The sequence below is a fragment of the Streptomyces sp. NPDC046881 genome (assembly GCF_040645015.1).
Lineage (GTDB): Bacteria > Actinomycetota > Actinomycetes > Streptomycetales > Streptomycetaceae > Streptomyces.
In genome coordinates this window covers 90,286-103,175 of sequence record NZ_JBEYXJ010000003.1, presented here as the reverse complement: position 1 = coordinate 103,175, position 12,890 = coordinate 90,286, and the positions used below count along the sequence as shown (strand labels likewise).

General features: G+C 75.2%; 10 protein-coding genes. 6 read left to right on the top strand and 4 right to left on the bottom strand.

Annotation, left to right across the window (positions count from 1 at the left end; all coding sequences use genetic code 11):
• The first annotated feature begins 1 nt into the window (after position 1).
• The 6 genes from ABZ923_RS03100 (at position 2) to ABZ923_RS03075 (ending at position 8,612) form a co-directional block, all read left to right on the top strand.
• Positions 2-1,267, top strand: coding sequence for a hypothetical protein (locus ABZ923_RS03100; RefSeq protein ID WP_361466026.1), 1,266 nt, complete (start codon positions 2-4; stop codon positions 1,265-1,267).
• Complete coding sequence (locus ABZ923_RS03095; protein ID WP_361466024.1) at positions 1,264-3,771, top strand: GTPase-associated protein 1-related protein; 2,508 nt, start codon at positions 1,264-1,266, stop codon at positions 3,769-3,771. The genes ABZ923_RS03100 and ABZ923_RS03095 overlap by 4 nt, the downstream gene beginning before the upstream one ends.
• Positions 3,768-5,465, top strand: coding sequence for a hypothetical protein (locus tag ABZ923_RS03090; RefSeq protein WP_361466021.1), 1,698 nt, complete (start codon positions 3,768-3,770; stop codon positions 5,463-5,465). Before ABZ923_RS03095 ends, ABZ923_RS03090 begins: the two co-directional genes overlap by 4 nt.
• Positions 5,466-5,661: 196 nt before the next feature.
• Entirely contained in the window at positions 5,662-6,330 is a 669-nt protein-coding gene (locus tag ABZ923_RS03085; protein WP_361466197.1) for a tellurium resistance protein, read from the top strand.
• Positions 6,324-7,274: a PP2C family serine/threonine-protein phosphatase gene (locus ABZ923_RS03080; protein ID WP_361466019.1), complete on the top strand. Its 951-nt coding sequence runs from the start codon at positions 6,324-6,326 to the stop codon at positions 7,272-7,274. The genes ABZ923_RS03085 and ABZ923_RS03080 overlap by 7 nt, the downstream gene beginning before the upstream one ends.
• The gene (locus tag ABZ923_RS03075) at positions 7,275-8,612 is read left to right on the top strand and encodes a protein kinase (protein ID WP_361466016.1); all 1,338 of its coding nucleotides are present in this window, start codon (positions 7,275-7,277) and stop codon (positions 8,610-8,612) included.
• Positions 8,613-8,653: 41 nt separating this feature from the next.
• Here the strand turns inward: ABZ923_RS03075 and ABZ923_RS03070 are convergent, their stop codons facing one another.
• The 4 genes from ABZ923_RS03070 to ABZ923_RS03055 all read right to left on the bottom strand — a co-directional run bounded on the left by ABZ923_RS03070 (position 8,654) and on the right by ABZ923_RS03055 (position 12,576).
• Positions 8,654-8,977: a hypothetical protein gene (locus ABZ923_RS03070; protein WP_361466013.1), complete on the bottom strand. Its 324-nt coding sequence runs from the start codon at positions 8,975-8,977 to the stop codon at positions 8,654-8,656.
• Between the two features lie 65 nt (positions 8,978-9,042).
• Positions 9,043-10,569 carry a hypothetical protein gene (locus ABZ923_RS03065; RefSeq protein WP_361466010.1) on the bottom strand — a complete coding sequence of 509 codons (1,527 nt, stop codon included), beginning with the start codon at positions 10,567-10,569 and terminating at the stop codon, positions 9,043-9,045.
• Between the two features lie 221 nt (positions 10,570-10,790).
• On the bottom strand, positions 10,791-11,462 hold the full coding sequence (locus ABZ923_RS03060; protein WP_361466007.1) for a DsbA family protein: 672 nt from the start codon (positions 11,460-11,462) through the stop codon (positions 10,791-10,793).
• Positions 11,463-11,559: 97 nt separating this feature from the next.
• Positions 11,560-12,576: a 2-dehydropantoate 2-reductase N-terminal domain-containing protein gene (locus ABZ923_RS03055; RefSeq protein ID WP_361466004.1), complete on the bottom strand. Its 1,017-nt coding sequence runs from the start codon at positions 12,574-12,576 to the stop codon at positions 11,560-11,562.
• Positions 12,577-12,890 lie beyond the last annotated feature (314 nt).

Genomic DNA, 12,890 nt, shown 5'->3' with positions numbered 1-12,890 from the left:
CATGACGACCGTGATCTGCCCCTACTGCTTCACCCGCGCGCCGGCGGCCCGGCTGCCGTACCGCTGTCTGATGACCCCGAACGGGGTGCGCGGCGGTGCGCCCTGCGGGCCCGAACCCGACGAGGCCTGGGCCGCGTTCATGGGGCCCGGGGTGCCTCCGGCGGCCCGGATGCGCGGGCCGGTGTTCACCCCGGCGCGCCGGTTCGCCGGGCTGGCCGGGCCCGGCGGCACCGGCAGCAGCGTGCCCTGCCCCGACTGCGGGGTGCCGACGCCGGTGCGGGTGTGCGGGTCCTGCCACAGCGATCTGCCCAGCGACTACTGCGACCAGGACAGCCGGATCATCGCCCTGGTCGGCGCCAAGGCCTCCGGCAAGAGCACCTATGTGGCCGTCCTGCGCAACGAGTTGGACCACCGGGTCGGGCAGGCCTATCACGCGTCGCTGGCCGCGATGGGGCAGCACACGCAGGCCCGGGACAGGGAGATGGCCGAGGACCTGTACGAGCGGCTGCGGCTGCCCGCCGCCACCCGCCCGGCCGCGCTCGGCTTCAACGACCCGCTGCTGTACCGGCTCAGCCTGCCCCGGCGCGGGCTGCTGGGCGGTTCCGGCACCCGGCACACCACCCTGGTCTTCTTCGACGCGGCCGGCGAGGACCTCGCGGACGCCGAGGCGATGGACCGCTACACCCGCTACCTGAGCGCCGCCGACGGCATCGTTCTGCTGGTGGACCCGCTGCAACTCGGTTCGGTGCGCGACCGGTTGCCCGTGCACGACGGGCCGCCGCTGCCCGTGGTGGAGACCTCGCCCCGGCAGATCGCCGCCGACCTCGCGGCCCAGCTGCGCACCCACGGCAAGGGCAGGGCGGGCGGCCGGGTCACCACCCCGATCGCGGTGGCCGTCACCAAGACGGACATGCTGGGGCCCCTGCTCGATCCGCACTCCCCGCTGCTGCGCAACGCCCCGCACTCCGGCGGCGCCTACGACGCCGAGGACCGGCTCGCCGTCCACGAGGAACTGCGCAGCCTGCTGACCGACTGGGACTCCGGCGCGCTGCTGCGCCAACTGGAGCACGACTTCGACCGGTTGTCGCTGTTCGGTCTGTCGGCGCTGGGTGCGCCGCCGCCCGCGAACGCGCCGGCGGACGTACCGAAGTCGGGACCGCAGCCGGTGCGGGTGGAGGACCCCCTGCTGTGGCTGCTGTCCCTGCGCGGCCTGCTGCCCGTGCGCACTGCCGCGAAGGACAGGTCCGGGAAGGAGCGGGTCCGGTGAGCCTCGCCCAGCTGCACTACACCTCGGCCCCGCCCGGCCCGGACGGGTCCGGCTTCCGGTTCACCGCGGTCAGTGCCGGCGTGCCGGCCACGCTGCTGCGGGAGGCGGAGCAGCTCGTCGGGTACGAGCCGCCGCGGGACCTGCCGGACCGGCCGGACACCGAGCAGCTGAAGTCCTTCCCGAAGGCCTTCTCCTGCACCGAACTCTCGGACGGCGGGCTGCTGTTGTGCCGTTCGGTGTACACCGGCGCGGACTACAGCGGGCGGTGGGGCAACTTCCACGCGCACGCGGTGCACCTGCCGCCCGGCACCCGGCTGCCGGACGGGGTGCTGCCGATCACCGCCTGGGAGTCGCCGCGCTGGGCGGATACGACTCCGCCGGGCGGGCGGCCGGAGCCGGTCGACCGGTTCGAGCCGTCCGGGCTGCTGCGCCGGGACGGGCTCGTGGCGTTCGCCCGGTCCCGCGCGGACCGGCTCGCCGCGTTCTTCGCCGACCTGCGGGCACTGGCCGACGGCAGTGACGTCCGGCAGATCGTGCTCGTGGAACGGGACAGCGCGGACGTGGCCCAGTGGATCGCGCTGGCCTGCACCGTCCTGCCGCGCGAGCAGGCGCACCGGCTGACCTTCACGACGTACACCCGGCGGCCGCAACAGGCCCGCCAGCAGATCGTCGGGGCGCTGCCCTCGTCGGAGCCGGTCGGGCACGACCACCGGTTCCGGGTGCACGACTGCACCGGCCGGGCCGCCGGGGAGCCCGTGGCGGACGTCTGGGCGGACGTGTGCGCGCGGATCTGGACGGCGGGGCGGCCGGAGCTGTTCCGCGACACCGCCCGCGACGTCGGTGACACCGCCGGCGAGGCCGGCCGCCTCGCCGTGGCGGCGCTCGCCGAGGGCGTCGCGCTGCCCGCGGCCGCCCGCGCGGCGGCGTCCCGCTGGGCCGCGGAGCACGCCGCCGAGCTGCCCGAGCCCACGCTGACGGCGCTGCTCGGGGAGCTGGCGCGGGCGACCGGTGAGGACGACGGGAACGCGCCCCACGCGCACGGAGGGGACGCCGGGGACGGGGAACCGGCGGCGCTGGCCGCGCTGCTGGCCCGGCTCGACGGGCAGGTGCCCACGGTCGTGTCGGCACCGCTCGCCGCGCGGGTGCTGACCCTGGCGGTCCGCCGTCGCGGCCCGGTGCCCACGCTGGGCGCGGGCTCGCTGACCCCCGAGGTGCGGGGCGCACTGGCCCGGGACCTCGCCCCGGCCCTGCGGCACGCCGTCGCCGACCCGGCCGAACCGCCGACCGGCCGTCCCCTGGCGCTGCTCCACCTCGCCGACCTGCTCGACGTCGACTGCACGGACCTGCTGCCGGAGTTCGCGGGACGGGTCGCGCGGGAGCTGGTGCGCACGGAGCCGGCGGGCGCTGCACCGGGTGCCGCCCTCCTGGACGCCGTACACGGCCACCCCGCGCTGCGGGCCGCCCTGTTCGGGGCGCTGGACGCGCTCGCGGCGGCCGAGCCGGCCGTGGTGGCCGGGCGGTTGGCGGGGTCGGGGCTGCCGGTGGCGCTGGACCCGGGCTTCCCGCACCTGCGGATGTGCGTCCTCGGCGACGCGGCGACCGGCCCGGCCGGCGGTGACCGGCGGGCCCGGCTGCGCGCCGTACTGCACACCGCCGGCGTCTCGCCGCACGCCGAACCGGCCGTCCTGCGGACCGCGTTCCGCCTGGTGTGGCCCGACGAGCCGCCGACCGGCGAGGAGGCGAGCCTGCTGCTGAACGAGCTGGGCTCGGACGCGCACCGGCTGGCCGGCACCCGGGACCTGCTGGTGGCCGCCGCGCTCGCCGCCCCGGCCGAGGACGCCGCCGCCCCGCTGCTCGCCGCCGGCCTGCTGCGCTGCTTCACCGCGGAGCTGGCCCCGGCGCACCGGGCGCCGCTGCTCCTGCTGGAGTTCGCGGCGCTGCTCGGCACCGACGGCGAGGGCGAGAACTGGGTGGAGCGGGTACGGGCGCTGCGCGACGGCGCGGTCGAGCCCGTGCCCGAGCAGGTGAGCCGGCGGGTGTACGACGCCGTCGCCTGCCGGCTGCTGACCGTGCCGGTGCCGGAGAGCGAGCTGTACGCGCTGGCCCGCTCGGGCGACACCGAGCTGCTGGCCGCGTACGAGCGGGCGGCGCGCGGTGCCGCGGTGGCCGAGCGGCTGCGCACGGCGCCGTCGTACGTGGCCGCCCGCTTCTGCGACTGGAGTGCCTACCAGGACACCGATCCCGGCTGGGAGGCGACGCGTACGACGCTGTTGGCCAAGGTGTTGCGACCGGTGGTGCGGGCGCTGCCCGAGGAGGACCGGGCCGCGGTCGAGGAGGAGCTGCGGCGCACGGGCCGCGGCCGGCTGGACGCGTACCGCGCGTGGAACCGGCCGGGCGCCCTGGGCCGGCTGGCGGGCCGGCTGACCGGGCGCGGCCGCCGCGACGAGGGCCGGACGAACTGGCCCGGGGACGTCCGGCCGCCCGCCGGCGGAGGTGCCCGGTGAACTCCGCGGACGGCGCCTCGGATCTGCACCTGGCGTTGCAGGTGCTGCTGGTCCTGTTCGGCTGGGCCGGTCTGGTCGCCGTCGCGGTGTGCCTGTTCCGGACGCTCTGGGAGTTCCTGGGCCGGGGCGTGCGCGCGGTGTGGCGCAGCCTCGGGCCCTGGCAGCCGGGCCGGCTGGACCCGCGGCTGCCCGGTGCCGGCGGTGCGGAGCCCGCCGAACCCGCCTACTGGTGGCGGCAGTCGTGGACGGACGCGGCGTCCGCCGGCCGCGACGGTGTGCGGATGCTGTGGCGGGCGCTCACCGACCCGTGGCTGGACCGGACCGTGCGGAACCTGTTCCGCGGCCGCCGGCCCTCGGGCCGCTGGGTGCCGGTGCCGTTCGCCCGGTTCCTGCTGGTCACGCTGATCGCCCCGGGCACGGCGGCCGGGGCGCTGATCGGCGCGGTACTCGCCACCGTGCTGCTCGGCTGGGCCCTGCTGGTCTTCGCCCTGCTGCTGGGCGTGGTCTGGCTCGGCTGGGCGGCGGGCGTGCCCCTGCTGCGCGGGGTGGAGCGGGGCTGGGCGCTGCTGCGCGGTCTGCGCACCACCTGCCCCCACCCGGGCTGCTACGCGCCGGTGCCGCTGGCCGTGCACCGCTGCCCCGGCTGCCCGGCCCGCCATGCCGAGCTGCGGCCGGGCCGGTACGGCGCCCTCTGGCACGTGTGCGGCTGCGGACGCCGGCTGCCGGCCACCCGGCTCACCGGACGGGGCCGGCTGTCGGCGCTCTGCCCGGGCTGCGAACAGGTGCTGCCGGCGGCGGTGGCCACCACCCGGGTGGTGCACACACCGCTGGTCGGCGGGACGTCCTCGGGCAAGACGATGCTGATGGCGGCCATGGTGGAGGGCCTGCACGCGTGGGCCCGGGAGGGCGGGCTGCGGGTCGAGTACGCCACCGTGGCCGACCGCAGCTCCCACACCGGGATCAACCAGCAGCTGAACCGGTCGGGCTGGGCGCACGCCACCACCGGCGGCCCGCCCCGCGCCCTCATGCTCACGGTGTCCCGGGGACGCCGGCGCCGGCTGCTGTACCTGTACGACCCGATGGGCGAGTCGGTGAGCGACGCCGAACGCGTGCGGGCCCAGCGGTACCTGGCGCACGCGGACGGGCTCGTCCTGGTGGCCGACGTGCTCGCCGATCCCACGGTCCGCGCCCGGCTCGGCCCGGCGGACGCCGAGCGGGCGGACCGGGCGCGGCCCTCGGCACAGGGCCCGCGGACGACGTACGAGCGGCTGACCGGTGAACTCGCCGCGCTGACCGGACGCCGGCGCCGGCTGCCGGTGGCCGCGGTCGTCACCAAGCGGGACGTGCTGGACCAGTTGTCCTCCCTGCCGGCGCCCGGCGACGCCCGGATCGACACCTGGCTCGGCGACATCGGCCTGGGCGCGCTGGTCCGGGCCCTCGGCCACGACTTCCGGGCGGCCCGCTACTGGGCGGTCAGCGCGCACGCGGCCACCGGCACCGGGCCGCTGGAGAGCGAGCAGCGGCGGGCCGCCGAACCGGTGCTGTGGCTGCTCGCGGCCTCCGGGCTGCGCACCGGCCCGCTGACCGGTCGGTCGGAGGGCGGGCCGGGCCGGGTGCCGTGGCCCCGCCGGCCGCACCACGACACGAAAGCCGACACGAAAGCCGACAGGGAAGGCGGTCGCCGCCCGGCATGAACCATGTGACCCCGTCCGTCGGCCGGGCCCGGCGGGTGATGGCGGGCCTGTTCGTCACCGCCCTGCTGCTGGCGCCGGCCGCCCTCGCCTGCACGATCTGGCTGCTGCTGGCCTGATCCGATTCGACTCCCCCCACACCCCCCAGCCCCTTTGACGCGAAAGGAACCGCGGCGTGAGCGACATTCCCGGCGGGCCGATGGCCAACCGGCCGGTCCACTTCATCTGGCTGCTCGACTGCTCGTTCTCGATGCAGGGCGAGAAGATCGCCAAGCTCAACTACGCCATCAGGGAGGCCGTCCCGGAGATGCGGTCGGTGGCGCACGACAACCCCGCGGCACAACTGCTGCTGCGCACGGTCACCTTCTCCACGACCGCGCAGTGGCTCCACCAGACCCCGGTCCCGGTGGACGACTTCACCTGGCAGGACGTGCAGGTCGACGGCATGACCAACCTCGGTGAGGCGCTGCACCTGGTGGCCCGGGAGCTGCAGACCCCGCCGATGCCGCAGCGGGCGCTGAAGCCGGTGCTCGCGCTGGTGTCGGACGGGGTGCCCACCGACGACTGGAAGGCGGGTCTGAAGGCGGTGGACGCCACCCCGTGGGGCCGCAAGGCCGTCCGGGTGGCCATCGCGATCGGCGCGGACGCGGACCGCGGGGTGCTCCAGGAGTTCCTCGGCAACCCGGAGCTGCAGCCGCTGGACGCCAACAGCCCCAAGCAGCTCGCGGCGGCGATCCGCTGGGCGTCGACGGCGGCCGTGAAGGCGGCCTCCCAGCCGGTCGCCGGTGACGGTTCCGCGGTGACCACGGTGAAGCAGCCGTACGCGCCGCCGGTGCTGGACGACGACGATGACGACGACGTGTGGTGACGCTCGGGGTGCGACGGTGGGAGACCCTGGCCGACAGCGTCCAGGGCGTGGGCAAGCGGCACAACCAGGACTGGTACGACTGCCGGGGCAGCGGGTCCGGCACGGATCCGCTGGTGCTGGCGGTGGCCGACGGGCACGGCTCGGCGGTGCACGCGCGCAGCGCGCTGGGTGCGCGGTTCGCCGTGGACCGGTTCCTGGCGCTGGCCACCGCCTTCGGGCGGGCGGCGCACGACTGCCATGAGCCGGGGCGGCTGACCCGGCTGATGACCTACGCCCGGGACGACTTCCCGCGGGCCCTGGTTCACGAGTGGCGGCAGGAGGCCCTCGGCCACTGGGACCGGAACCGGCCGGTGGTGGAGGAGGCCGCCCGGGAGCCGCGGCCCGAGGAGAAGTTGGTGCTGTACGGCACCACGCTGATCGGTGCGGTGCTCACCCCGTGGCTGCTGGTGGCCTGGCAGATCGGCGACGGGGACCTCGCGGTGGTCGAGCACGACGGCACGCTCGGCCGGCCGCTCGCGCCGGCCGTGGAGGACCTGGGCGACGAGACCGAGTCGCTGTGCGGGCGGGAGGCGTGGCGGTCGATGCGGATGCACTGGGCGCCGGTGTTCGAGGAGGCGCGGGCCCCGCGGCTGGTCGTGCTCTCCACGGACGGCCTGTCGAAGAGCTTCGCGTCGGCCGACGGGTACGCCGAGTTCGTCCGCGGGCTGGCCGGCCGCCTCGCCGAGGAGGGCGGCAGCGGCGTGCGCGCGTCCCTCCCGGCCTGGCTCGCCGAGGCCTCCCGCTACTCCGGCGACGACACGACCCTGACAGCGGCGGTCCGCCACCCCGAGACCCCGCGGGAACAGGATGCGGCGCCCGAGGAGACCGCGGGCCCGCCGGACCCGCGGACCGCGCCCGGGCCGGCCGGTGGTGACGTGGACACGGAACGGAAGACGGAGACGTAGATGAGCGGCATGCTCGATGGCGGGACGCGCCTCGTGGCGGAGAACGGGGAGGGCGTCGAGATCCTCGGCTTCCTCGGCGCCGGCGGCCAGGGGGAGGTGTACCGGGTCCGGACGCCGGACGGTGAGCGGGCCCTGAAGTGGTACTACCCGACCTGCGCGACCCCGGACCAGGAGGTGATCGTACGAGAGCTGGTGACCCGGGACTTCGCCGACGACCGGTTCCTGTGGCCGGAGGCCTTCGTGCCGGAGCACCGTGGCTCGTTCGGCTATCTGATGGGGCTGCGCCCGGACCGTTACAAGGGTCTGCCGGCGCTGTTCCGGCGGCAGTTGCGCACCAGCCCGCGCGCGCTGCTGACGGCCTGCCTGTACACGGTGGAGGCGTACCAGGCGCTGCACTCGCGGGGCATCGCCTACCGGGACATCTCGTGGGGGAACATCTTCTTCGACCCGGACACCGGTGACGTGCTGGTCTGCGACAACGACAACGCCGTGGTGGAGGGTGACGCGAGCGGTATCTCGGGGACGATGGAGTTCATGGCGCCGGAGCTGGTGCGCGCGGATCCGGGGGCGCGTCCCGGGACCCAGTCCGACCTGCACTCGCTCGCCGTGCTGCTGTTCATGCTGCTGATGAACCATCACCCGCTCAAGGGACGACGTGAGTTGGGCATCCACTGCCTGGACGAGGCGGCGGAGCGCAAGCTGTACGGCAGGAGCCCGCTGTTCGTGTTCGACCCGGCGGACGACGCCAACGCGCCCGACCCGCTGGAGCACGCGACCGTCCTGGCCACCTGGGAGGCGGCGGCGGAGCGACTGCGGGAGCTGTTCCGGCGGTCGTTCACGACCGGGCTGCGCGATCCGGCCGCCCGGGTGCGGGAGTCGGAGTGGCGGGACGCCCTGCGGGCGGTGCTGGACGCGGTCGTCGAGTGTGCCGCGTGCGGCCGGCAGAACATGACCGAGCCCGGCGAGAACCCGCCGCCGCGGGACTGCTGGGGGTGCGGGGCCCGGCTGGTGCTGCCGCCGCGGCTGACGGTGACCACTCCCCCGCCCCGCACCGAGCACCACATCCGGCTGCGCCGCGCCGCCCGGGTGCAGGCCCATCACCTGCTGCCGGAGCCGACGCGGCACGACTGCTCGGACGCGGCGCTCGTGGCGGAGCTGGTCGAACACCCCAAGAAGCCGGGGCGGTTCGGGCTCGCCAACCGCTCACGGGAGACCTGGACGGGCACCCGCTCCGACGGCACCGTGCAGACGGTCGAGCCCGGTCAGACGGTGCCGCTGCGGTCGGGTCTCGACCTGGACCTCGGCGGCGGGGTCCGGGCGGTGGTGCGGGCGCGGTGACGTCCGTGGCCGGAGCCCTGTGGCGGCAGGGCTCCGGCCGCTCACAGCCCCAGGGCGGTGAGGAGCTGCTGGGTGAAGGCGAGGCTGCCGGTGCCGGCCGAGGCCGCGATGGCGATCGTTTCCAGGGCGGAGCGGATCCGGCCCCGGTTCGGCGGCAGGCCGTCCTCGGCGGACTCCTGAAACTGGGCCTGGATGATCTCGCCCTGGCGCACCAGTTGCGGGTACTCGACCCGCAGCGTCTCGGTGAGCCGCGCGGCGAGGTCCATCATGGTCGGCAGGTCGGGGTGGGCGTGGTTGATCTGGATCCGCCCGTGGTCGCCGAAGTTGGCCGGGCCGTTGACGTTGCCGATGTTGTAGGAGCTCATGTCCTGTCCTCGCTTGTGCTCCTCCGGCCCGGTTCCGGGCCGGAGGAGCCGTCGGATGGCTGGGGTTAGGGCTTCGGCGCGGGCGGACCGGATCCCGCGGGCCCGGGTCCGCCCTGGGCTCCCGGGCCGCCGTGGGGGCCGGGCCCCTGCTGCCCGCCCAGGAGAACCGTCCCGTGGGCGCCGAAGTTGCTGGGACCGCTGACGTTACCGATGTTGTACGTCTGCGTGTTGATGACCTGTACGGCCTTGTCGAAGGAACTGGTGTCGATGTGGTGGTCCCGCAGGAAGCGTTCCGTGGCGGTCAGCACGCCCTGCTGGAGCCGGAACAAGTAGTCCTGCGCGTCGGTGCGTTCGATGTAGCCGGCCTCGTCCCAGGCGCCGAGGTCCTCGCGGAGGCTGCCGGTGGCGCCGTAGTCGTGGCGGACGTGCTGCCGGGTGATGGCCCGGCGGGTCCTGGCCAGGGCGCGTTCGCGGTCGCGCTGCCAGCGGTGGCGGCGCAGGATGCGGCCGAGGGCGCCGCGCAGTTCCGGGCCGGTACGGCGGGTGGCGTGGCGGACCAGGTCCCACCAGCGTTCGAGGGGCGCGACCGGGAGCCGGTCCACGCGGTGGAAGCGGCCGTCCAGCGGTGGTATCGCGTAGGCGGCGACCTCCCAGGTGAGGCTGGGCGGCTGGAGGATGGCCCGCAGGTACATGGAGACGATGACCCGGCCGCCCTCGCCGACGCGTTCCAGGCACAGGTGGGTGCGCATGCCCGCCCCCGGTGTCCGGAGGCCGGCCTGCACGAGCTGCTTGGGTATCTGGGCCCGGGGCAGGCGGGTGGGGTCGGGCAGCAGTTCGGGGATCAGGTGGACGTTGCTGCCGCGGACGTAGAGCCGGTTCCTGGCCCGCAGGCCCTGGAGCCCGGATATGTTCTCCATGTGCCGTGCCACGTAGGTGTGCAGGTCGATGACGTCGAAGGGGCGCAGCGGGAGTTTCCCGCCGCCGGGTGCCTCGGCGGGTCTGCTGATGTCGATGGGCTGCCAGACGACTTCCTTGATCTTCTCGCCGCTGCCGACGAACGGCGTGGTGTAGGCGGCCGCGTCGGCGTACGGCAGGACGTTGGCGCGTTTGAGGTCCTGCAGCGCGGCCTCGGCCTCCGGTTCCACGGGGGGTGCCGTCCGTTCGGGTCTGTCGTTCGAGAGGAACACCTCCCGGGCCGTGTCGCGGCTGCGGGCCTCGGCGTGGCGGACCAGCCCCCAGGCGACCGCGTAGGCGCCGAGAGGGCCGAAAATCGCCACCCATCCGAGTGACGGGTGCCTGTTGACCAGTCCCCAGAGTCCGACGAGCAGGGCGAGGGGTACGGCGGTCTGGAGGCAGGCGAGCCGGCGGTCGAGGGCGGCGCGGCGGCGGGTGGCCACGCGCGCGTGCCGGGCGAGGGCGAGGAAGTTGACGTTCAGGCTCAGCCCGAGGGCGTTGAGCCGGTCCCCGGTGAGGACCCGGTCGACGTAGAGGGCGAAGTCGTCGTCGAGGTGCACCGAGGCGCTCAGGCGCCGGGTCACCCCGTCCTTGCGGTACTGCGGCAACGACGGCAGCGGTCTGCCGGTCACACTCATCCGTCCGTCCCCCTCAGGCCTTTCGCGCGCCTCACCCTAGGGACAACTCCGTGGGTTTGTCCCGTGGTTCGGCGAGGCACGGCGCCGGGAGGCGGGCGTGTGGTAACGGTCGCCGCGGTCCGGCGCTCCCCTGCGACGTCGGACCGCGACGGCTCTTGGTTCTGCGTCGGCCGGGGCCGCCGTGTCACACGTGCGCCGCGGCCGGCCCGTCACAGGGGCGTTTATCGGCCACTCCCGCCTCCTGGTCGGTCGAACCGGAGCGCGCCGGTGCGGGTGCGCTTCAGTTCGAAGAGGTCGGGGTGGCGGGCCAGCACCCGGAAGCTGTCGAAGAGTTCGGCCGCCTCGGCGCCGCACGGCACGGCGCGCAGCACGGGTCCGAACCACACGGTGCCGTCGAGGTGCAGGGTCGGGGTGCCGACGTAGCCGCCGGTCTCCGGTTCGGCGCCGGCCGTGTGGCTGCGGCGGACGGCGTCGTCGTACGCCGGGTCGTGGGCCGCGGCCGACAGGCCTGCGGGAAGGCCGAGTTCGGCCAGCGACTCGGTGACCACCGTGTCGAAGTCCTTGACACCGTGGTCGTGGATGCGGGTGCCGAACGCGGTGTACAGGTCGCGCAGCACCCCGTCGCCGTGCGCTTCGGCGGCGGCAGCGGCGACCCGCACCGGGCCGATCGAGCGGTCCACCAGGTCCCGGTACCAGTCGGGCAGGTCGTTGCCGGTGTTGTGCAGGTGGAGGCTCATCACCCGGAACCGGAGGTCGAGCGGGCGCAACCGCTCGACCTCCAGCAGCCAGCGGGAGGTGATCCAGGCGAACGGGCAGGCCGGGTCGAAGAAGAAGTCGATCCGGGTGGGGCCGGCGGCGGTGCGGGGCGGGGCGGCGGTGCTGCTGTGCGTCATGACGGCGACGCTAGTGCCCGGGTGGACCGTGGTCCCGGCCCAATCGTCCACCTTGTGACTGGCCCAATCGGCGCACCCCCGTGGCCGGTTCGGCCGGTCAGCCGCCCTGCCGTACCACCTCGTCGGCCAGCCGCACCAGGTCGGCGACCGGCAGCGAACCGGCCGGCCGGCCCTCGCGCGCGAACTCGTTGGCGAGGCGTTGCAGCAGCTCGTTCAGCGGGGTGGGGACGCCGTGCAGCCGGCCGAGCAGGACGATCTCGCCGTTGAGGTAGTCGGCCTCGATGGTGCCGGTGCCCCGGACCAGCGACTGCCAGGAGGAGCCGCCGCCGCGCGGGGCCCCGTCCAGCGGGACCAGGGTGACCTTGTCGCCGCGGGCCGCGCGCTGTTCCCCGGCACCGGCGTACGCGATCCCGGCGGCGTCGAGCACCGCCTCGCCCTCCGCCCGGACCCGCGCGAACAGCGCCTCGGCCGGCTCGCTCGCCACGGGTCCGCTGACCGCCTCCAGCGCGTTGCCGAGGTTCCCGAGCAGCTTGGCGTACTGCCAGCGGGCCACGTCGGGCACGACCGGCGCCTCGAAGTGCGCGTCCGTGAGGTCGGCGGCGATCCGGTGGGCGGTGTCGTCGGTGCCGTGCGGGGTGCGGCCGAGGTGCAGCACGCCGGTGAGCGGGGCACCGGCGGCGGAGACGACACCGGGTTCCACGAAGGTGGAGGGCAGCCAGACGCAGACGCCGTACACGCGCCGGAAGCGGCGCAGTGCCAGCCGGCCGCTCTCGACGCCGTTCTGCAGGCAGACGAGCGGCAGCCGTTCGGCCGCGGTGCCGCCGCCGGCGACGGGTGTGCCGGCCCAGGTCTCCAGGGCGGCCACGGTGTCCTGGGTCTTCACGGCGAGCACGAGGACGTCGTCGGGGCGCAGTTCGCCGAGCGGTCCCGGCCCGTCGACGGCGGGCAGCCGGTGCGTCGACTCCCCCTGCGGGACCCGCAGTCGCAGCCCGTGCTCGCGGAGGGCGGCCAGGTGGGCGCCGCGGGCGACGAGGACGACCTCGCGCCCGGCCTGGGCCAGCCGGCCGCCGACGGTGCCGCCGACCGCGCCGGCTCCGATGATGATGTAGCGCATGCCGCCGAGCCTCGCACACGCGGCCGGTCCCGTGGTGCCCGGTGTCCGGCGCCGTGCCGTGCGGCCGCCGTGCCCCGTGGGGGCGGGCACGACGGCCGCGCCCGGCGTGGGCCGGGTTGCGCGAAACTCTCGCCGATCAACGGGGTGTGGATCAACTCCTCCACACAGCTGTGACTTGTTCAACAAACTTTCGCAATGACAAACCGGGAGCCCTGGCGGCGGATCGGACACCGGGGCCCTGAGCGCCGTCCCCGAGAACCGGCGATAGATGTAAGGGGCCGTTGTCCTCCCCAGTGGTGATCCGGCCACCTCGC

Bases quoted from the DNA above. Each gene is read 5' to 3' on its own strand.
- ABZ923_RS03100 (WP_361466026.1), top strand. From the start codon at position 2: ATGACGACCGTGATCTGCCCCTACTGCTTCACCCGCGCGCCGGCGGCC.
- ABZ923_RS03085 (WP_361466197.1), top strand. From the start codon at position 5,662: ATGGCCAACCGGCCGGTCCACTTCATCTGGCTGCTCGACTGCTCGTTC.
- ABZ923_RS03075 (WP_361466016.1), top strand. From the start codon at position 7,275: ATGAGCGGCATGCTCGATGGCGGGACGCGCCTCGTGGCGGAGAACGGG.
- ABZ923_RS03070 (WP_361466013.1), bottom strand. From the start codon at position 8,977: ATGAGCTCCTACAACATCGGCAACGTCAACGGCCCGGCCAACTTCGGC.
- ABZ923_RS03065 (WP_361466010.1), bottom strand. From the start codon at position 10,569: ATGAGTGTGACCGGCAGACCGCTGCCGTCGTTGCCGCAGTACCGCAAG.
- ABZ923_RS03060 (WP_361466007.1), bottom strand. From the start codon at position 11,462: ATGACGCACAGCAGCACCGCCGCCCCGCCCCGCACCGCCGCCGGCCCC.
- ABZ923_RS03055 (WP_361466004.1), bottom strand. From the start codon at position 12,576: ATGCGCTACATCATCATCGGAGCCGGCGCGGTCGGCGGCACCGTCGGC.